Origin of the sequence: Enterobacter sp. BNK-13, from assembly GCF_048685015.1 — a bacterium.
Taxonomy (GTDB): domain Bacteria; phylum Pseudomonadota; class Gammaproteobacteria; order Enterobacterales; family Enterobacteriaceae; genus Enterobacter; species Enterobacter quasiroggenkampii.
Window position 1 is genome coordinate 3,443,112 of the sequence record NZ_JBLQTP010000001.1, and the last position, 21,315, is coordinate 3,464,426.

15 protein-coding genes are annotated in these 21,315 nt (G+C 56.8%); 3 read left to right on the forward strand and 12 right to left on the reverse strand.

Annotation, left to right across the window (positions count from 1 at the left end):
• Nucleotides 1-32: 32 nt before the first annotated feature.
• From recD to rppH, 12 genes are all read right to left on the reverse strand, one after another.
• A complete protein-coding gene (recD, locus tag ACMGGQ_RS16590) occupies nt 33-1,853 on the reverse strand; it encodes an exodeoxyribonuclease V subunit alpha (protein ID WP_417929624.1) in 1,821 nt (606 codons plus the stop codon).
• Nucleotides 1,850-5,392, reverse strand: a complete 3,543-nt coding sequence (recB, locus tag ACMGGQ_RS16595) for an exodeoxyribonuclease V subunit beta (RefSeq protein ID WP_420290294.1) — start codon at nt 5,390-5,392, stop codon at nt 1,850-1,852. Before recB ends, recD begins: the two co-directional genes overlap by 4 nt.
• Nucleotides 5,389-8,271: a pitrilysin gene (gene ptrA / locus ACMGGQ_RS16600; protein ID WP_420290295.1), complete on the reverse strand. Its 2,883-nt coding sequence runs from the start codon at nt 8,269-8,271 to the stop codon at nt 5,389-5,391. Before ptrA ends, recB begins: the two co-directional genes overlap by 4 nt.
• A gap of 139 nt (nt 8,272-8,410) precedes the next feature.
• Nucleotides 8,411-11,785 carry an exodeoxyribonuclease V subunit gamma gene (gene recC, locus ACMGGQ_RS16605; RefSeq protein WP_420290296.1) on the reverse strand — a complete coding sequence of 1,125 codons (3,375 nt, stop codon included), beginning with the start codon at nt 11,783-11,785 and terminating at the stop codon, nt 8,411-8,413.
• 12 nt (nt 11,786-11,797) lie between these two features.
• The gene (locus ACMGGQ_RS16610) at nt 11,798-12,121 is read right to left on the reverse strand and encodes a prepilin-type N-terminal cleavage/methylation domain-containing protein (RefSeq protein ID WP_223539510.1); all 324 of its coding nucleotides are present in this window, start codon (nt 12,119-12,121) and stop codon (nt 11,798-11,800) included.
• Complete coding sequence (locus ACMGGQ_RS16615) at nt 12,106-12,507, reverse strand: DUF2509 family protein (protein WP_420290297.1); 402 nt, start codon at nt 12,505-12,507, stop codon at nt 12,106-12,108. Before ACMGGQ_RS16615 ends, ACMGGQ_RS16610 begins: the two co-directional genes overlap by 16 nt.
• On the reverse strand, nt 12,504-13,064 hold the full coding sequence (locus ACMGGQ_RS16620; protein WP_420290298.1) for a prepilin peptidase-dependent protein: 561 nt from the start codon (nt 13,062-13,064) through the stop codon (nt 12,504-12,506). Before ACMGGQ_RS16620 ends, ACMGGQ_RS16615 begins: the two co-directional genes overlap by 4 nt.
• Nucleotides 13,058-13,519 carry a prepilin peptidase-dependent protein gene (locus tag ACMGGQ_RS16625; protein WP_406915607.1) on the reverse strand — a complete coding sequence of 154 codons (462 nt, stop codon included), beginning with the start codon at nt 13,517-13,519 and terminating at the stop codon, nt 13,058-13,060. The genes ACMGGQ_RS16620 and ACMGGQ_RS16625 overlap by 7 nt, the downstream gene beginning before the upstream one ends.
• Before the next feature lie 184 nt (nt 13,520-13,703).
• Nucleotides 13,704-14,498 carry a thymidylate synthase gene (gene thyA, locus ACMGGQ_RS16630; protein ID WP_014885081.1) on the reverse strand — a complete coding sequence of 265 codons (795 nt, stop codon included), beginning with the start codon at nt 14,496-14,498 and terminating at the stop codon, nt 13,704-13,706.
• A 6-nt stretch (nt 14,499-14,504) separates the two neighbouring features.
• The gene (gene lgt / locus ACMGGQ_RS16635; RefSeq protein WP_048224706.1) at nt 14,505-15,380 is read right to left on the reverse strand and encodes a prolipoprotein diacylglyceryl transferase; all 876 of its coding nucleotides are present in this window, start codon (nt 15,378-15,380) and stop codon (nt 14,505-14,507) included.
• A gap of 205 nt (nt 15,381-15,585) precedes the next feature.
• Complete coding sequence (ptsP, locus tag ACMGGQ_RS16640) at nt 15,586-17,832, reverse strand: phosphoenolpyruvate--protein phosphotransferase (protein ID WP_032643187.1); 2,247 nt, start codon at nt 17,830-17,832, stop codon at nt 15,586-15,588.
• Between the two features lie 12 nt (nt 17,833-17,844).
• The gene (gene rppH / locus ACMGGQ_RS16645) at nt 17,845-18,375 is read right to left on the reverse strand and encodes an RNA pyrophosphohydrolase (RefSeq protein WP_013098553.1); all 531 of its coding nucleotides are present in this window, start codon (nt 18,373-18,375) and stop codon (nt 17,845-17,847) included.
• A 683-nt stretch (nt 18,376-19,058) separates the two neighbouring features.
• Between rppH and mutH the strand changes: the two genes are divergently transcribed.
• The 3 genes from mutH to ACMGGQ_RS16660 all read left to right on the forward strand — a co-directional run bounded on the left by mutH (nt 19,059) and on the right by ACMGGQ_RS16660 (nt 21,270).
• On the forward strand, nt 19,059-19,751 hold the full coding sequence (gene mutH, locus ACMGGQ_RS16650) for a DNA mismatch repair endonuclease MutH (RefSeq protein ID WP_045909890.1): 693 nt from the start codon (nt 19,059-19,061) through the stop codon (nt 19,749-19,751).
• Between the two features lie 128 nt (nt 19,752-19,879).
• Nucleotides 19,880-20,098: a YgdI/YgdR family lipoprotein gene (locus ACMGGQ_RS16655; protein WP_008499668.1), complete on the forward strand. Its 219-nt coding sequence runs from the start codon at nt 19,880-19,882 to the stop codon at nt 20,096-20,098.
• A 131-nt stretch (nt 20,099-20,229) separates the two neighbouring features.
• The gene (locus ACMGGQ_RS16660; protein ID WP_420290299.1) at nt 20,230-21,270 is read left to right on the forward strand and encodes an NADP(H)-dependent aldo-keto reductase; all 1,041 of its coding nucleotides are present in this window, start codon (nt 20,230-20,232) and stop codon (nt 21,268-21,270) included.
• Nucleotides 21,271-21,315 lie beyond the last annotated feature (45 nt).

The window sequence follows — 21,315 nt, forward strand, 5'->3', positions numbered from 1 at the left end:
CGACGCCCTCACCGTGCGGCGAGGGCGTTCGTTCAGAGTGACTCAAATATCGCGCCCAGCCCGCTTCGGCGTTCCGTGCGGGTGGCTATCGCCTGCACCAGCACGCGTTCATCCGTATACAGTGACAGGCGCTGACGCGCGCGCGTAATGGCGGTATAGATCAGCTCGCGGGTGATGACGGGGGAAAGCTGCGTGGGCAGGACCAGCGCCGCGTGGTTAAACTCGGAGCCCTGGGATTTATGCACCGTCATCGCCCAGGCGGTTTCATGCTCGGGCAAGCGGCTGGGCTGGAAAGACTTCACGCTCCCGTCCGGCATCTGGAACCAGACGCGCAGGCCCTGTCCGCAGTCGAGCGCAATCCCGATGTCCCCGTTAAAGAGCCCCAGCGCGCTGTCGTTACGGGAAATCATCACCGGCCGCCCTTCATACCAGCGCGAGTGCGGGGTACGGTTAATTTTACGCTTTTGCGCCAGCAACTGTTCCAGCCTGTCGTTCAGGCCCCGGACACCAAAGGGACCTTCCCTCAGCGCACAGAGCAGCTGATATTCACCAAACGCGGCAATGACCTGCTCCGGCGGACGCTGCTGTTGTACGCCCGTCAGAAAGTGCTGGTACCCCTGCAGGGCGTCATCCAGCATCGCCTGATACGCCTCCCCGCTTTCCAGCGATTTTTTCTCAATATCCGTAAAGGTTCCGGCAAACACCGCGGAGGTGGCGTGCCTGTCTCCCCGGTTTACGGCCGCCGCAAGCTGGCCGATGCCGGAATCGCTGCCGAAACGGTAGCTTTTCTGCAGCAGACACAGGCTGTCGCGCAGCGCGCCCGCAAGCGAGTGGCTTTCAGAGGTGAGCGTACATCCGGTGAGACGGGCGAGCTCCTGAGCGCGTTCAGCGGTATATCCCAGACTGGCATAGGTGCAGATATCGCCCAGTACGGCTCCCGCCTCCACGGAGGCAAGCTGGTCACGATCGCCGAGAAAAATGACGCGCGCGTGCGGCGGTAGCGCATCAATCAAACGCGACATCATCGTCAGGTCAATCATCGACGCTTCATCCACCACCAGCACGTCAAGGTGCAGCGGATTACCGGCATGGTAGCGCAGACGCTGGCTACCTGGCTGAGCGCCAAGCAAACGGTGTAGCGTGCTGGCTTCGTTGGGGAAAAGCGCAAGCTGCTCCCGGGTAAGCGGCAGCTTTTGCAGCGCGCCGCCTAACGACTCCGTCAGACGCGCCGCCGCTTTACCGGTGGGGGCCGCCAGGCGAATACGGCACTTTTGCTCGCCCGAGAGCTGAATCAGCGCGGCAAGCAGTTTTGCCACGGTGGTCGTTTTCCCGGTGCCCGGACCGCCAGAAATCACCGAGATCCGTCGCGTTAAGGCCACGGCAGCCGCCACTTTCTGCCAGTCAGTCGCCTCGTCAGAGGAAAACAGCGCATCCAGCGTTTGCCGGAGCCGCGTTTCATCGCAGGGAAGCGGCGCGTTGGTCTCGCTGAAGAAGCGCGCCACCGTCAGTTCGTTACGCCACAGCCGGTTAAGATACAAACGCTCGCCGACCAGAATCATTGGCGTCCCGGTATCGGCTCCGCTCACGGCAGGCGAACGGCGTAGTATCGCCTGCCAGTCCACGGCGTCACCCAGCAGCGCGAAACACGCCTGTAAAGCCGGAGGCGTTTTCTCATCCACCGCCAGACGCGACAGCGGCAGACATACGTGCCCCTCCCCCGCGTCTTTGCTCAGAATGGCGGCGGCAAGCATGACGGCAGGCTCCTCGCCTGCCACCATCATGGCAAACTGCACGTCCAGGTGGCGCAGTAATCGTTGTTCAACCGCGTCCATCAGTAGCGCCTGCATAGTCATGCCACCTCCTCCGTGCCTGCAGCAAACAGGTTATCCATTTTTTCAATCAGTTCCACAGCCGGACGCGTGCTAAAGACGCCGGAACGCGGGTCGTTGGCATCCACGCCGCGCAGGAACAGGTAAATCACGCCGCCAAAATGCGCGTCGTAACGGTAATCGGCAATACGATGGCGCAGGTAACGGTGCAGCGCCAGGGTATAAAGCTGGTACTGCAGATCGTAGCGATGCAGTTGCATAGCCGACGCCATCGCCTGTTGGGTATAGGCTTCGCTGTTTTCGCCCAGCCAGTTCGATTTGTAATCCAGCAGGTAGTAGCGCCCTTCGTGGCGGAAAACAAGGTCGATAAAGCCTTTTAGCATCCCCTGTACCTGGCGGAAGTTCAGAGGCGGGCATCCGGCGGATAACGGATCGTACTCGCGGATCAGCGCATCAAGCGCCTCGGCCCTGAGCGGGCTGGCGATGGGGAGGTAAAACTCCATCTCCACCTGCTTATCTTTGGCGGTCAACTGGCTAAGCGAGATCCCCTGCGCGGTGAGCGGAGCATGCAGAACCGCGCGGATCCAGTCGGTGAGAACCGGCTGCCATTGCGCGTCGTAACCACCGCTCTGTAACATCTTTAGCACCCACTCTTCGGAAACCGGCTGGGTAAAATCCAGTTCTTCAAACAGGCTGTGCAAAAACGTGCCCGGCGAGGCGCCGCGCGGGAACTGGTGCGGCGTCAGCACCGGCTCAATGGGTACGCTACCGGCGCCTGCGGCATCCACGTCCAGTTTTGGCATCAGATCCTGCGCAATACTCTGCCCGTGCTGCTGTAAGCCGGAGTAGCTGGTCACGCGCCAGTCGTCCGCAATAGTGCGTATCACCCGACGGGCATGGAGATCTGACTCGTGCGGCTCTGGCATGTGCCAGCGGCTGTTGTCGGGCAGCGAAGGAATATGCAGGGCAACATGCTCAGAGCAAAGGGATTCGATGCACTGGCGCAGGCCCGCCGCGTCTTTGGGTTCACCCTGCTGAATAAGCCGCCCCAGCGCGCTCAGATGAAAATCGCTCTCCCCGCTCTTTTCGCCCCGACGCCGGAACAGCGGCGCAACACCCAGGCTGCAGTGCCAGACCGAGCGGGTTAGCGCCACGTAGAGCAGGCGTAAATCTTCCGCCAGACGTTCGGCCTCTGCCAGCTCAACGCTGGACTCCGCGTTGCTGAGATCGAGCACCGCCTCAAAAGACTCGCGATCGTGGTAAAAAGCCTGATCCTGCACGCGGTAATTGGCGATAAACGGCAGCCAGACCAGCGGATATTCCAGACCTTTCGACTTGTGAATGGTGACGATCTGCACCAGATGTTTATCACTCTCGAGGCGCATCTGCTGGCTGGAGGAATTGCTGTTCGGATCGGCAATCTGCTGCGCCAGCCAGCGCACCAGGGCGTGCTCGCTCTCCAGCTGCGTACCCGCTTCCTGCAAGAGTTCGCTGATGTGTAAAATATCGGTCAAACGCCGCTCCCCGCCTGCGGTAGCCAGCATATTCTCCGCAATGTGGCGCTGAGCCATGAGCTCGCGCACCATCGCCATCACGCCGCGCTTCTGCCATTTTTCGCGATACCGCACAAACTCCTCTACCACGGCATCCCACGCGGCTTCGTCATTGTTGAGGGTATCAATATCGCGCGCGTTCAGTCCGAGCATCGCGCTGGCTAATGCGCTGCGCAGCGTGCTTTCCCGCTCCGGGGCCAGCACGGCCTGCAGCAGCCATAACATCTCCTGCGCCTCAAGCGTTTCAAAGACGCTGTCACGGTTCGAGAGGTAGACGGAGGGGATATTCAGTAACGTCAGGGCGTCGCGGATGAATGCGGCCTCCTGACGGCTGCGAACCAGCACCGTAATATCCGATGCCTTTACCGGGGTGGGGTTATCCCCCTTCCACAGCAGCGCCGCGCCCCGCGCCCCGGCACTGAGCCAGTCACGGATTTGCGCGGCACAGTGCTGGGCCATGGCATTTTGATAGTCGGCAACGCCACAGCCTTCCCCATCCAGCAGCCAGAAGTTCATGGCAGGCTGCGTCACGCCGTTAAACTCGAAGCGCAGCGAGGCATTTTTCGGGGCAAATTTTACCGGCTGAAACGGGATCTCCCGGAACATAAACGCCGTATCCATACGGCTAAACAGCGCGTTGACGCTTTCCACCATGCCGGGAGAGGAGCGCCAGTTAGTATCGAGCGTGTAATGCGCGTCAACCTCGCTGCGGGCTTTCATATAGGTGAAAATATCCGCGCCGCGGAAGGCGTAGATGGCCTGTTTGGGATCGCCGATTAACAGCAGCGCGGTGTCGGGCTGCTGGCGCCAGATACGGCGGAAAATGCGGTACTGCTGAGGGTCGGTGTCCTGAAATTCATCAATCATCGCGACCGGGAAGCGGGTGCGAATCGCGGCGGCAAGCGCTTCGCCATTCTCACTGCACAGCGCCGCATCCAGGCGGCTCAGCATATCGTCGAAACCCAGTTCACCCCGGCGGCGTTTCTCGCGCGCCACGGCTTCACGAATTTCGGTCATGGCGCGGGTGATCATCAGATCGTTGAGCGTAAGGGGCTCCGCCAGCAGGGTTTCAATCGCCACAAACAGCGGATGCTCAGGCACAATGCCATCGGCTTTGGTCCGCTCAGCCAGGAAACGTTGGGAGAATTTCTCCAGCGCATCCGGGAGCTGATAGCCCCGCGTCTCTTCCTGCGCCCAGGCGCTGACCTTGTCGATCCATTTTGCCTGATTGCCGCGGTTGAACTTGCGACGGTCAATCCCGGAATTTTCGATAATGGCGTCAATCTCGCCGACTGACTCCATCCATTTTTGCTTGATATCCGCAATTTTCGCGATGATTTTTTCATGCCGTGAGGCCAGGGTTTCATCTGCCGGCGGTGGGGATTTAATGACCGGCGCTTCCCCCTGCAGATAACGATCGATCGCGCGCAGCAGCGCTTCCGGGCCTTTCCATAACGCATGTACCGCTTCGGCGATATCACGCTGTAAGGGGTAGCAGTGGCGACGCCAGAAATCCGCGCAGGCCTGATAGCGAAGCACGGACTCATCTTCAATGAGCTGCTGTTCGAACAGCATACCGGACTCGAACGCATTCAGGCTCAGCATGCGCTGGCAAAAACCGTGAATGGTAAAGACGGACGCTTCATCCATCTGCCGTTCAGCGAGCAGCAGCCACTGGGCGGCCTGCTGCTTATCGGCAATCTCTTCCAGAAGGCTGGCGTAGAGGGGGTTATCCGTGCTCTGACGCAGACAGGCAATGCGCAGCTCGTGGATATTGGTACGAATACGGCCCCGCAGCTCCGCGGTAGCGGCCTCGGTGAAGGTCACCACCAGCAGCTCCTCCACGCTCAAAGGACGTGGAAAAGCAGCGTTGCCGCCAAGCCCTAACAGCAGGCGCAGATAGAGGGCGGCGATGGTGAAGGTTTTTCCGGTTCCCGCTGAGGCTTCAATCAATCGTTCACCCTGCAGAGGTAAACGTAAGGGATCAAGGGACTCAGCGGTATCGGTCATTCTTTCTTACTCCAGGGCATAGATTGCTGCAGCGCGCTGACGCTCTTCCAGACTTTCCAGCCTTTCGGGTTTACGTACTCCGTTTTCCCGTTCTGGCTACCGGAAACCTGAGACAGGATGGTTATTCCCTGCGGCTTAATGACCGCCTGATGGAAGAAGTCGGCAACCTTCTGCGGCGTCAGCTGTTTTATCTCGGCCACTACTTTATCACGCGAATCAAATTTCAGATTACCGCGATCGAAATCTTTGCTCAGTTGCGAGGCTTCTTCACCCAGCGTCTGCGGCGGCTGCATCACCTGCGCGATGACGGCCTGCTGGATCTGGGCAAACTCTTCCGGCTTCATGGCGCGCAGTTTTGCTTCCACCTGCGGGAAGAAGGCCTGGTAACGCTGCCAGAGATACGCCGGTTGTTTATCGCTGCTTTGCAGCAGGAAACCAAGCCCCCACTGACGACCGACGTTCATGGAGAAGGCAAACACCGCGTAGCCAAGCTGCTCCTCTGTGCGTAACTGGTTATAGAACCACGGCTGAATAATCTGTCCCAGCACGGCGCTCTGCGCTGAACTGGCGAATTCATCATAGCCCGTTGGCACAAAGACCGCGGCCAGCGCGGAATCCGTGCTGTTGCCCGCCTTTTCAAAAATCACATTCTGTTTTTTCTCAACCAGCACGTCCTGGTTGCGGCACCACTCGTCGCCTTTAGAGCCGAGCTGAGTGCGAACATTCTCCGCCAGGGTTTTGGCCTGCTCCTCACTCATGTTGCCGACGATCAGGAACTCCGGACGCGTGTTGGTTTTCAGCGCATCGCGGTACGCGAGCACGTCTTTTAAGGAGATGGAAGGCAGCAGCGCGCGGCGATCCTCACGCTGGAAATAAGGAACCTGCGACAGCATTTGCGCTGGCATAAGGGCCAGATCGTAAGCCTTGCCCTTCTCGGCAGAATCCATCATCTGGGCATACCAGGATTTAGCCTGCTCAAGCTGCTCTTCCGTCGGCGTGTAGCTGAAGTAGCCCTCCAGCAGGGCCTGGAAAAGCTGAGGCAAGCGCTGGGTATAGCCGTTTGCATTAAGCATCAAACCGTTATTGGCATTGGTGGAGAAGCTGATCCCGCCCACGGCGGCCTGGTTGCTGAGCTGATCGAGCGCGATACCGGCGAGATAGTCATTGAGCGCGAACATCACCTGATTTTTGGCGCTGTTCATGGCTTTCGGGTTACGCAGCACCACGCTGACATCGGCTTTAGGCTCACTGGCGAAATAGCGGCTTGGGGTATACACGACGCGCAGCGTGGGCTCATCAATGATGAGTTCCGGGTGCGGGTAATCTTTCGTCGTTTTGATCAGCGAGAAGTCATCCGGAATATAGGGGTTCAGCTCCGGCAGCTTCAACGCAATCTCCCCGGCCTTTTTCTGCCAGTCGGCGAAGGTCTGAGCGCTGATTTTATCCACCTGATAAGGGGCATCGACAAAATACGCCGTCTTGTTATGCGGTTCGTTCGGACTGATGTACCAGATGCGGGCATTCTCCGGCGTCATCATCGCCAGGCGGGCTTTTACCGCCCCGGCATCGTACCGGTCGGCAATATTCACCGCGTCGAGAGTATGTTCCACCGGCACGCGGATCATGGTATCCGCCAGCCACTCCACATAGTCCATGTCGCGGGTGATGGATGGGTAACGGAAATCGAGATCCAGCACGTGCGCGAGTTCATCAAAATAGCGTTTATCGACGCCTTTCTCGCGCAGCAAAGCGAGGTAGCTAAAGATAGCCGCCACAACTTCATCGCGGTTGGCCTGTCCTTTGTCGGTCAGCGTCGCGGAGATCGCCAGCACGCCGCTATTGCCGTTCACAACCGGATCGGAGTCGGCGCGAATGCCTTCCGCCAGCCCCTGCTTTTGCAGCCAGTCAGACAGCGTACCCGGGCTACGGTTACCAATCAGGTAGGTGACCAGCTCATCGGTTTTACTGCGAAACTGCGCCGTATTGTTATCAATGCGGAATTCCACGCGCAGCACTTTACGCGGCATGGCAGGAACGTAGTGGATCACGATGCCTTTTTGCGCATCCGTGACCACCGGAACGGTTATTTGCGGCAGGTCGATATTTTTATTCGGCACCCGGCCAAAGGTTTTGGCCGCCATGGCTGCCAGCTCTGGCAACGGTTTATTGCTGTAGATGACCGCCTTCATCAGGTTGGCGGAGTAGTATTTATCGCGAAACGCGTGCAGGGCATCCAGCACCGGGCTGTTCGGTTTGTCGCTCAAGGTTTCCAGGTTACCCCCGGAGAAGCGCGAGCCCGGGTGCGCAGGGTTGATGGTTTCGGCGCTGACCTGCGCCATGCGCATACCGTCTCGGGTGCGGGCCATGGTCAGCTCGGCATTCACCGCATTGCGTTCACGCTCGGCGTATTTTTTATCCAGCGACGGCGCGGCGATGGAATCAGCGAGGCGATCGACCGCCCCTTCCAGCGCATCATTTTCAACTTCGAGATAAAAGGCGGTGCGGTACGGCGCCGTACTGGCATTGTGGCTGCCGCCATGCATCTTCAGAAATTCGGACAGGCTATCTGGCTGCGGGTATTTTTTTGACCCCATCAGCGTCATATGTTCCAGATAGTGTGCAAGCCCAGGATGAGCATCAGGATCTTCCAGCGACCCAACCGGCACCACTAATGCCGACAGGGATTTCACCGCCTGTGGGTCGGAAACCAGCAGCACGGTCATCCCGTTATCAAGGCGAATAGCCTGATATTGACGGGTATCTTTTTCGCTCTTACGGATAGTTTCCTGAACGGGTTGCCAACCGGAGTCTGCGTGAGTGACGGGCGCCCAAAGGGCAATAAACAAAACAAACGCTTTAAACAAGGTGCTGCCTGGCATTACGACCTCTTTATCACGGCTACATCATTAACAAACTGCGTGCTGGACACGCCAACATCTCTTTCTTTGGGTACATCAGTCCGTGATAAGAAATGCATCATAAATGAACACCCTTATCTGCGCAATTTTTATACAGCGCTCATGACTGATTAAATTTAAACAACGGCAGCAGGTAGCGCTGCGCCTCTTCCGTGATAGCCTCCAGGTATTCTGGCTCGAGCGTTCGCCACAAACGCTGATACCAGACATCATCCCCTTCGCCCCGCACCATCATGTTTCCTTCGTAGGCCTGCATAAATTTGCTGCGTGCTTTCTGCAGCGAAGCCTCATCCGTTAACATCGCATCATTCTGCGCGTCATAACAGGCTTTTATCCAGGCGCCGCCACTTTCCGGCAGTAACAGGAGCGGTTTGTTCATTCCCTGGCGGTAGCCCTCAATGTACAAAGAGAGATACCCTAACGCCTGCTCGGCTTCCATCGGCGGGAAGCGCCACTCGCCCTCTTTGCGCACGAAAATCCGGCTTTCGCCTTTATGCCCACCCGCACTGTAGACAAGATGTTCGAGCCAGAGTTGCAAACCCTGGGAAACGCTGAGCATAGAGGGCCGCCAGCGCAGCAGCCCATCCGGCTGAACCTGGGTTAACCAGCCCGTGAGCTGTACCCCGTTGCAGTTGAGATCGATTTCAATACTTTTCCCTGGCTGTCGGCACGCTCGTACGCGCTCTGCCAGGGCGGTCATCTCCTGACACTGCGCCTCCCAGACGATCTCCCCAAACGCTCCGTAGGGCAGCTGACCTGCAGCACGGTAGCGGCGGTAAAGTTTGTCGGCATCTTCCTCTTCAACCAGCGCGTTCAGCAGCTGCAGATTTAACTGATAGCGCTCCAGACCTTCCAGCGTAAACGGCTCTGCCTCAGGAATTTCGCTCTCTTCAGAGCGGAAGTTGACCTGCAGTCGTTGCTGGAAAAAGGCGCGCACCGGATGCGCCCAAAACCGCTGAAGCTGCTCGAAGGTCAGAGTGTCGATAGGGCGCGGGTCAAGTTCCTGAATGAAATCGGTATGCGCATTCCCTTCCTTTTTCGCCGCCGGCAACCACTCAAGGGCGTAGCTCTGGCGCTCGCTGGCAATATAGTTCACCGGGTCAAACGGCATGCGGCTGTGGAAACAGGTGATATGGGCTTTCACCCTCTGCTCGCTCTCATCACAGTTGCGCTCCTCATCTCCCGGCAGGTAGTGGCTCTGGCCGATATAGTCCACCAGCTCCTGCACCAGTACGGAGGGGAAACGCTCGCTGTTGTCCTGAATGGAACGACCGATATAGCTGATATAGAGCTTACTCTGCGCGGAAATGAGCGCTTCCAGGAAGAGGTAGCGGTCATCATCACGGCGGCTACGATCGCCCCGTTTAGGGTTTGCGCTCATCAAATCGAACCCCAGCGGCGGCAGCGCGCGCGGATACACACCGTCGTTCATGCCAAGCAGGCAGACTACCCTGAACGGGATAGAGCGCATGGGCATCAGGGTGCAGATATTGACAGGACCCGCCAGGAAACGCTGGCTGATTCGCTCCTGGTCAAGCCGCTGCGTCAGCTCATCCCGCAACAGCGAGAGCGGGATGGCCTCGTGGTAGTGAGAATTCACGCCTTCGTCGATGATAGCCTGCCACTGGGTTTCAATGAGCGCCATGGCCGCTTCGGTGTCATTGTCCGGCAGGAAGAAATCATTGAGTAACGCCCTGCAGACAGGGAGCCATTCTTCAAGTGGACGCGGCTGCAACAGCGCATATCGCCAGCGGTTAAGCTGCATTAATAGCGATGCTAAATGCCCCACCAGTTCAGCAATTAACCCGCTGGACTCATCGTAAGGCAGCACCTCATTCCACTCGCCCTGGCTGCTTTCCATGGCATAGCCCAACAGCATACGCGTCAGGCCAAATCGCCAGGTGTGCTGCCCGGTAGGGGGAAGCTCGAATTCCTGAACGTTATCGTCATCGATCCCCCAGCGTACGCCAGACTCGTTAACCCACTGACGAAGGTAGCGCAGGCCCTCTTCATTGATGTTGAAGCGTGCGGCCAGCACGGGAACATCCAGCAACGCCAGGACGTCTTCGGAGATAAACCGGCTATCCGGCAGTGACAGGAGAGTGATAAACGCCTGCAATACCGGATGCGACTGACGGGCACGACGGTCAGATATCGCGTAAGGCAGGTATCGCTCGCCCGTTGCGCTGCCAAAAACGGCCTGAATAAAGGGACTGTAGCTGTCGATATCCGCCACCATCACCACGATATCGCGTGGCGTCAGGTCGGGATCTTCCTGCAGCATCGCCAGCAGCTGGTCGTGAAGCACTTCGACCTCACGCTGCGGGCTGTGACAAACGTGGATCGTGATACTGCGATCGTCAGGATCCAGTTTTCGCTTATTGTCGCTGCGTTCGAACTCGTTCGCCGTCACGCCCATGACGGCACGGTTTTCCAGATCCAGAATATCTAACTGGATATTATGCAGCAGGCTGTCCGGGGCGATCTCAACAAAGGCATCCACGTCACCTTCACCTGAGGAAGTGATGTCTGAAAGCATGTGAATGTAGTCACGCCCCAGCTTCCCCCATGAGGCAAGCAGCGGATTGGGCAGGTTCTGAATACCGTCTTCATCGAAAAGCTGCCCGGCCGTCGAGCCGTCTTTAAACAGCGGGATGGATCGTTCTTCAAAAAGGCGTTTTCGTTGGCGGGTCACCAGCCGCGCCAGCCAGCGTTCGTCGAGGATATCCCCCCAGTACTGTCGGCAAGGGTTGGTAAACAAAATATGGATATCAATATGTTTACCCAGCGCATTCAACGCTTTCAGATAGACAGGGGGTAATGCGGATATTCCGCAGATAAATACGCGTGACGGCAGTCGGGCCGGGCGCTCCGACGCATTTTCAAGTATCGAGATAAACCGATCGTAGAGATTGGCACGGTGCCACTTAGGCTGGCCCAGTTTCTCCGTATGCTCTACCAGGGCTTTCCACAGCGGGGCCTGCCATATTTGCGCCTCCGGCAGGCCTTCAACCAACTCGCCCGCTTCCCAACGAATTAACCAGTCAGAGCGATAAACAAGGTATTGGTCGTAGAGATCGGCGGTGCGCGACGCCAGCTGGAACAGCTTGCGCTTGTCGGTATCGTCATTGAGGTAGTGACGCAGCATGGCAAATTCATCGTGCTGCAGCATTTCCGGCAGCAGCGCCATCAGCTTCCAGCTCATGGCCTGCTTGTTGAACGCGCTCTGCTCCGGGATATCCGGCAACACGCGGACAAACATCTCCCAGATGAAGCTCGCCGGCAGCGGAAAATCAATATTCGCGGCAATACCAAACTTGCGGGAAAGCGACATTTGCAGCCACTGTGCCATACCGGTGCTCTGCACCAGCACCATTTCAGGCTCAAAAGGATCGTCAAGCCGCTCGCGCTCAACGATAAACTCCATCAGTGCTTCCAGCACATCCAGACGATTTGAGTGGTAGACCCTTAACATAGACGCTCCCGACTACTGGCTAACCGGGCAATGCAGACGCGTTAACTCACCGCGCCGCCCCAGAGGAGAAATAAGTGTAACCGTGATGCTGACACATCCTGCGAGCGTTGTCTGCCCCCGACGGGCCTGCCAGCCTGCAGGAAGAACATTTGTTGAGAGCTGAGACTGGTTCCAGGCATGGTGCCAGAGCTGGCGATACTGGTTAAATGCGGTGAACCGCGCCGCCAGCGCCCGGTGATACCCCGACAGTGCGGTCACGACCACCACCAGCAGCATCATCGCCAGCAGGACCTCAACCATGCTAAACCCTTTTTCTCTGCTCACGGCAACTGACATAACGCGCTCTCCTTAAGGGGACAAAAATCGCTCCAGCCGTGAGGCGAAAAGCGAACGTTCCCGTCGACGATCTCTCCTGCGCGCCAGAGCAGCAGGTCGTTGCCGCTGGCTATCAGTAGTAAACGCACCTCACTCAGTTGACGCAAACACACTCGCCATGTCGATGTCGTTTTGCACTGGATTTGTAGCTCTGGCGCCCAGCGCTGAACACGTCCCCACTCAAGCGCGGACTGTACCGTCGCCTGCTGCTGAAGCGAGCGGCTCTCACCGCCAACGAGCGCACTGAACGTTGTGACCTGCTGGTTTAGCCCCGTCAGGATCAGGGTACCGAGCACCAGTAAAAGCAGAACCAGCGCCAGCGAAGACATCCCGCGTTGACGGCTCACAGGTTATACCCCGTGACCGTATACAACGCCTGCCAGAGTTCCCCTTTATCGCCTTTACGCCTCGCGGCCAGTTCGATATTCAGCTCTGGCGCAAAACCGGCATGTTCCACTTTCCTCACGACAAAATGCGCGATCGCAATCCTGTCCGGGTCCGTGAGCTTTTCCCACCCTTTTCCTTCACACGACGTCGCGCCACGCAGGGTTTCCAGCGCCCCCGATTCCAGACGAAAACCGGTGCTGTCATTTTCTGATGCGCTGCTATCCCAGCGACCGTTACTGTTGGCATCCCATCGCACAATGATGCAGCTCCCCTGCCTGCCGATCGCCAGCGCCTGTCCCTGGCAATTTCCCGCGCAGTACCCCGCACGCTGAAGCTGTTTGCCGAGGGCGAACAGGTGTTGCCAGACCTCTTCTTCCAGCTCTCGCTGGCCGGATTGCAGTAATACGGCCCGCTGTAGCCCGGGTAAAAAACGCGATGCGCTTATCAGCAAAAGGCTGCTCATCGCCGTGGCAATCAGCACTTCTGTTAGTGAGAAACCGCGCTGCCTCATCAACATGCACCTCCCTCAGAGACCTGACACATCCTGATGCGTCCTCCATTTGAGACCATAATCAGCCATTCTCCAGCACGGCTTTGAACGCGTATCCGCCCCGCCCATGCCGTATCCCGTAATCCATAGAACCCGAGGGACGGCGTGACCTCGCCGATCGTGACCTCAGGCCAGAGGGGTATCAGCACAAAGGGACTGTCCTTCTCACAGCCTTGCACGGCAGAGCTCGCCAGACAGTCCCGGTCCCCCATCCGCTGACGGGTAATTTGATGGTCGCGGTTGTGGCGGTTGGCATGGTTGCGCAGAAACAGCAGGTAATCTCGCACCTGGCTGGCGGTTTGCCACAACCGCTGCTGCCGTTGCCAGCTGTCCCAGCCGTACAGGCCCGAGGCGCTAAGGATGACGACAAGCGAAACGGCGACCAGCGTTTCGATAAGCGTAAAACCGTTCTCTTTTTTCATACCGGGAGTGTGGCGAAGCGCCGTGGACATGACGAGCATCGGATCCTCGTTTTACGAGACGTTATCCGCAGAATTGGGAGAGTTGCAGCGCGTTGCAGGCTTTCTGGATAACGCTTCGGGAAACGGGAGAAAGGCGAAAAAAAACCGGCGCTAAACAGCACCGGTTGTGTCAGGCTTTATCGCATCAGATCGCGACGGGCGCTTTGATGCCCGGGTGCGGATCGTAGCCCTCAATCTCGAAATCATCAAAGCGGTAATCGAAGATTGATGCCGGTTTGCGTTTGATAATCAGCTTCGGCAGCGCACGCGGTTCGCGGGTCAGCTGGAGATGCGTCTGTTCCATATGGTTGCTGTAGAGATGGGTATCCCCACCGGTCCAGACGAAATCGCCCACTTCCAGGTCACACTGCTGCGCCATCATGTGAACTAACAGCGCATAGCTGGCAATGTTAAACGGCAGGCCGAGGAACACGTCACAGGAGCGCTGATAGAGCTGGCAGGAGAGCTTTCCATCCGCCACATAGAACTGGAAGAACGCGTGGCACGGTGCCAGCGCCATTTTATCCAGCTCGCCGACGTTCCAGGCGGAAACGATGATGCGGCGCGAGTCCGGATCGTTTTTCAGCTGGTTCATCACGGTGGTGATCTGGTCAATATGGCGGCCATCAGGCGTGGGCCATGCGCGCCACTGCTTGCCGTAAACCGGGCCCAGATTGCCGTTTTCATCTGCCCATTCGTCCCAGATTGAGACGTTATTTTCGTGCAGATACGCAACGTTAGTATCGCCTTGCAGGAACCAGAGCAGTTCATGAATGATCGAGCGCAGATGGCAGCGCTTTGTCGTCACCAGCGGGAAACCTTCTTGCAGGTTGAAGCGCATCTGGTGGCCAAAAATGGAGAGCGTACCGGTGCCGGTGCGGTCGTTTTTCGGCGTGCCCTCATCGAGCACTTTTTTCATCAGTTCAAGATACTGTTTCATGGTTCCTCAGGAAATCTGTTGCTGTGGACGACGACGATACGCCCAAATCATCATAATGGCACCCGCGACAATCATCGGAATGGAGAGGATCTGCCCCATGCTGATGTACTGTACCCACTCGCCGGTAAACTGTGCGTCCGGCTGGCGGAAGAACTCAACGATAATACGGAATGCGCCGTAGCCAATCAGGAACAGGCCGGAGACAGCCCCCATCGGGCGCGGTTTGCGGATAAACAGGTTGAGGATGATAAACAGCACCACGCCTTCCAGCGCCAGCTCGTACAGCTGAGACATATGGCGCGGCAGCACGCCGTAGGTATCGAAAATGGACTGCCACTCAGGATGCGACGGCAGCAGCGCCATGTCTTCCGCGCGCGAGCCCGGAAACAGCATGGTAAAGGAAACGCTCGGGTCGACGCGGCCCCACAGCTCACCGTTGATGAAGTTGCCCAGACGGCCCGCCCCGAGACCAAACGGGATCAGCGGCGCGATAAAATCGGACACCTGGAAGAAGTTGCGTTTGGTGCGTTTGGCAAAAATCACCATCACCAGGATCACCCCAATCAAGCCGCCATGGAAGGACATGCCGCCGTCCCAGACGCGGAATAGATAGAGCGGATCGTTCAGGAATACCGGGAAGTTATAGAACAGCACATACCCAATACGGCCACCGAGGAATACGCCGAGGAAGCCCGCATACAGCAGGTTTTCAACTTCGTTTTTGGTCCAGCCGCTGCCAGGACGGCTGGCGCGACGGCCAGCGAGCCACATGGCAAAAATGAAGCCCACCAGGTACATCAGACCGTACCAGTGAAGCGAAACAGGTCCTACTGAGAAAATGACCGGATCAAATTCCGGAAAATGCAGATAACCACTGTTCATCTGTCACCACAAGATGTTGTTATTCCGCTGAAAGTGGACAGCGGTAGAAATGCGATTCTGCCGTAAGCAGAGGCTCCAAAGTTGCGAATCATAGCATAAGGCGGGCGCGGAGGATGCGCCAGAGATGTAAAAGATGTGTATAGGGTTTTATGCGCGCTGGTGCCCTCACCTCGCGCCTCTCCCACAGGGAGAGGGCGAAAGGCGATTACCGCCCGCCGCGGATCAGACCGCCCATACCGCGTCGTTCCATAAACGCCGCGACCTGATGACGGACCTCCGCTGCCAGCTGCGCCTCAAGGCTGCGTTCTGCCAGCTCGCGGGCATCATCGATGTCGATATGCCGCAACAGGTATTTCACGCGAGCAACAGCGCGACCGTTCATCGACAGATGGCGGTATCCCAGACCAATCAGGATCGCAACGCACATGGAATCCCCGGCCATTTCACCGCACAGGCGTAAATCAATGCCGTACTGCTCCGCTTCTCGGGCAATCATCGCTAAGGCGCGAATAATCGCCGGATGCAGGCTATCGTAGATACTGGCGACGCGGGTATTGTTACGGTCGACGGCCAGAATATATTGCGTCAGGTCGTTGGTGCCGACAGAGATAAAATCAACGCGGTTTGCCAGCTGCGGCAGCATAAAGACCATCGAAGGCACTTCAAGCATGACCCCAATCCGCGGTTTCGGGATCGCATAGCCGATCATCTCTTCCACTTCACGGCCAGCACGTTCGATCAGTCGCCGGGACTCGTCGATCTCATCAATGCTGGTGACCATCGGCAGTAAGATGCTGAGATTGCCCGTCGCCGCGTTGGCGCGCAGCATCGCGCGCACCTGGATCAGGAAGATCTCCGGCTGATCGAGCGTAATGCGGATCCCACGCCAGCCCAGGCACGGGTTTTCTTCGCTGATCGGCATATAGGGCAGCTGTTTATCCGCCCCGACGTCCAGGGTTCGCAGGGTGACAGGTTTGTCGTTAAACATCTGCAGCATGCCCTGATACTGCGCCACCTGTTCCTCTTCAGAGGGGAAACCGCTTTGCAGCATGAACGGGATTTCGGTTCGGTACAGGCCAATGCCGTCGATGCGGCTGCCCAGCTTCTCTTCATGCTCGGGGCTTAAACCGGCGTTGAGCATGACTTTGATCCGCTCACCGCTCTTAAGCTGGGCGGGCAGGTTAACGTCATCTTCCGCCAGCTTGCTTAGTTCATTCTCTTCGCTGATAAGACGCTGGTATTCCTGGAGCAGAACTGGCTCAGGATCGACCAGCAGCTCACCGCGATAGCCGTCGACCACCAGCGTACGTCGGTGCAGCACCGACGGCTGAATGTCCGCCCCCATAACGGTAGGGATGCCCAGCGCGCGCACCATAATAGCGGCGTGTGAGTTGGCGGCACCATCGCGTACCACCACACCGGCCAGCCTGTCCTGCGGCAGTTCAGCCAGCGTCGTTGCCGAGAGTTCGTCGGCGACCAGAACAAACCGTTTTGGCCAGGCATTCGGGCCCTGAATGGTGTCATCAAGATGGAACAGCAGGCGCTGCCCCAGGGCGCGCAGATCGCCTGCCCGCTCCTTCAGGTAACCGTCGGTCAAAGCCGCAAATTGATCGGCAAATTTTTCGATGACCTTCTTAACCGCCCACTCCGCGACCGAGCCTTTATCCACTTCCGCAAAAAGCTCACGACGCAGACGCGCATCGGAAAGCAGGTGCGAATAGAGGTCAAAGATGGCCGCCGTCTCTTTTTGCGCGCCTGCGGCAAAGCGTTTGCTGTAGCGACGAAATTCATTCGCGGCCTCTTCCAGCGCGGCGGTAAGACGCTCGCGCTCAAGCGCTTCATCAAGCGTTGAGGCTTCGTAAACCTGCTCCATGAGCGGCAGCGTGGCATCCATCCAGCCTTCAGCAATCGCTACACCTGGCGATGCCGGAAGGGCACGAATGCGCGTATGGCGATACTGACCAAAGAGCGCGGCAAGCTGAGACTGAGAGAGGATCGCCGCCATCTGCGTGGCCAGCGTGACGAGGAAAGACTCCTCGCTTTCGTCGTACTGACGTAGCTCACGCTGCTGGACAACCAGCACGCCGAGCAGCTGGCGACGCTGGATAATCGGCACGCCAAGGAAAGCGCGGAAGCGCTCTTCTTTTACGGAAGGGATGTATTTAAAGCTGGGGTGTTTTTGCGCGTCAGCAAGGTTAATGGGTTCAGCCAGTCGCCCAACCAGACCCACGATACCTTCATCAAATGCGAGCGTAACGGTGCGTCCACGTGGTTTTTTCAAACCACGGGTCGCCATCAGGTAATAGCAGCGCCGATCGTGGTCGGCCAGATACACCGAACAGACCTCGGTCTCCATCGCAAGACAGATGTCGGTGACCAGAATATTCAACGCCTCGTTCAGACGCGGCGCGCTGGCCACCTTCTCGACTATTTCTCGCAAGCGGGTGAGCATGATTTGCGTAGCTTAACCTCTTTTACGTCGCCAGGCAGGTGCGCTCTGCGGCTTAGGCGGGATCTCCTGAAGCTGCATCACCACACTTGCAAACTCTTTCATCACCCTACGGTAAACATCGCGCTTAAATGACACGACCTGACGAACAGGATACCAATAGCTCACCCAGCGCCAGCCATCAAACTCCGGCGTACTGCTGGTTTGCATATTGATGTCTGAATCGTTGCCCACCAACTGCAACAGAAACCACTTCTGTTTCTGGCCGATACAAACCGGCTTTGTGTCCCAACGCACCAAACGTTTCGGTAACTTGTAACGCAACCAGTTGCGGGTCGAAGCCAGGATGCGAACATCTTTTCGGCTCAAACCGACCTCTTCAAAAAGCTCCCGGTACATCGCTTGTTCTGGGGACTCTCCCGGATTGATCCCGCCTTGCGGGAACTGCCAGGAGTGTTGACCATATCGACGGGCCCACATCACCTGGCCCTGACGATTACAAATTACTATTCCTACGTTCGGGCGGTAGCCATCGTCATCAATCACCGGACTACCCCAAACTAAACCTTATATATGAATGATTGTTTCACACTACAGGGAGGCGGTAAACCACTCTCTTACAGGCCTGCAACCTAATAACAATTGAATAACTCACAAATAAGTGCTGAGTTATAAACAGATGAGCGACAGTGAAGGGAATTTTATTCACCTTTTCTGTGGATATAGTTGTGAAGAAGTGTCTGATTACCGATGAACAACCTCAACGACCGCCGCACACCCTCTTTTGCTCGCATTCATTAACATGATTATATTCATAGAGTTATATGCATTTACGTAAACAAAAAACTGAATGGCGTGACGATCGTCACACCAGGGATCGTCGTGCTGATGAAAGATCGAACAGCGTCGCTTTTATCCACAGATTGTGCCAATAAGTTAGTCACAATTTGTGTGAAAATTCGATTTTCATCGCACGTCAAGGCTGTAAATGGAAACAGTAGTCAGGGTTATGCCCAGTTATCCCATTTTTCTGTGGATAACATGGTGTAAGATCCTGTTCATTGTCAGTGACCAGATTTGAACAACCGCTTTTTCCACCCAGGCGAAACGATTTCAGACCGATAAAAAAACCTATAAATCATAGAGATGTCATATTGGTACAGAAAAAGTTAAACTCTATCCACAGGGGACAAATTCTTCGTTTATTTTTTAATCAAAAGGTTACCGTCATGCATCCGCTTACACCCTTGGGCTCACCACCGTCCAGCGAGAGCCAGTTGCTACTGCAGGCACAGCGTCTGGCCGGTTTTTCGCTTGGCGAGCTGGCAGCAATGGCCGGGCTGCCGATCCCGAAGGATCTGAAACGAGATAAAGGCTGGATCGGCATGCTGCTGGAGCTATGGCTGGGTGCAAGCGCAGGGAGCAAACCTGAGCAAGATTTTGCAGCCCTTGGCGTGGAGCTAAAAACCATTCCTGTAGACCGCCAGGGCAAGCCGCTTGAGACCACCTTTGTCTGCGTTGCGCCATTAACCGGCAATACCGGCGTAACGTGGGAAACCAGCCACGTTCGTCACAAGCTGAAGCGCGTATTGTGGGTACCGGTTGAGGGTGAGCGTCAGATCCCCCTGGCCGACCGTCGCGTTGGCGCGCCGCTGCTCTGGAGCCCGGACGAGAATGAGGAGCATCAGCTGCGTCTGGACTGGGAGGAGCTGATGGACATGATTGTTCTTGGGCAGGTTGAGCGCATCACCGCCCGACACGGAGAGGTATTACAGCTGCGCCCAAAAGCAGCCAACAGTAAAGCCCTTACCGAGGCAATCGGCGCGCAGGGTGAGCCGATACTGACGTTGCCGCGCGGTTTTTATCTCAAAAAGAATTTCACCGGCGCACTACTCGCACGTCATTTCCTGTTGAAAACATAGTTTTTTACTTATTTTGAGAGCTCTCAAACATAATCGACTGCTTTTTAAGATTTTACCGCTTCCTCAAGTCGCCATATCGGGTTAATACTAGATTATGATTTGATACAAGCCAGATGAGGACGATAACGATGAAAAAATGGGCAGTATTAGTGTCAGCAGTCGGTTTAGCGTTTGCCGTATCGGGCTGTAGCAGCGATTACGTCATGGCGACAAAAGATGGTCGAATGATCCTGACCGACGGTAAACCCGAAGTCGACGATGATACCGGTCTGGTCAGCTACCGCGACCAGGAAGGCAATAAAATGCAGATCAATCGCGACGAAGTATCGCAAATTATCGAGCGATAATCAGAGAGAGGTCAGTCGCTTGCTGGCCTTTTTGATTTTTTTCTTCCCCTTTTGCTTCCCCTCTGCCATGTTTATATTCCTTTGTCGGGTACGCCCTGACGCGGTTTATATGTCTACTGAGGAAGCCGGCTATGCATTATCACCGTATCCCCCACAGCGCTCTGGAAATTAGCCAACTGGGGTTGGGCACGATGACATTTGGTGAACAAAACAGCGAAGCCGATGCCCATGCACAACTCGATTATGCCGTCAGCCAGGGCATTAACCTGATTGATGTCGCAGAGATGTACCCTGTTCCGCCACGTCCTGAGACGCAGGGACTTACCGAAACCTACGTTGGTAACTGGCTGGCAAAACGCGGCAACCGTGAAAAGCTGGTGATTGCCTCCAAAGTCAGCGGCCCCGCGCGCAACAACGATACCGGGATCCGCCCGAACCAGATCCTCGATCGCAAAAATATCCGCGCCGCGCTGGACGCCAGCCTCAAGCGCCTGCAAACCGACTATCTTGACCTGTACCAGGTACACTGGCCGCAGCGGCCAACCAACTGCTTTGGCAAGCTCGGGTACAGCTGGAATGAGAGCGCCCCCGTGGTGACGCTGCTGGAAACGCTGGAAGCGCTGACCGAATGCCAGCGTGCGGGAAAAATCCGCTACATTGGCGTGTCTAACGAAACGGCCTTTGGGGTCATGCGCTATCTGCACCTGGCGGATAAGCACGATCTGCCGCGTATCGTGACTATTCAGAACCCGTACAGCCTGCTTAACCGCAGCTATGAAGTGGGCCTGGCCGAAGTGTCGCAGTATGAAGAAGTGGAACTGCTTGCTTACTCCTGTCTCGGCTTCGGCACCCTGACGGGGAAATACCTGAACGGCGCGAAACCGGCCGGGGCGCGTAACACCCTCTTTAGCCGCTTTACTCGCTACAGCGGCGAGCAGACGCAGAAAGCCGTTGCCGCTTATGTGGATATCGCGAAGCGTCACGGTCTTGACCCTGCGCAGATGGCGCTGGCCTTCGTGCGTCGTCAGCCGTTTGTTGCCAGTACCCTGCTGGGCGCAACCACGATGGAACAGCTGAAAACCAATATTGAGAGTTTCCACCTGAACCTGAGTGAAGAGGTGTTAGCGGAGATTGAAGCAGTGCATCAGGTTTATACTTATCCTGCACCATAGCCTGACGCTTTTGCCCGGTGGCGCTACGCTTACCGGGCCTACAGG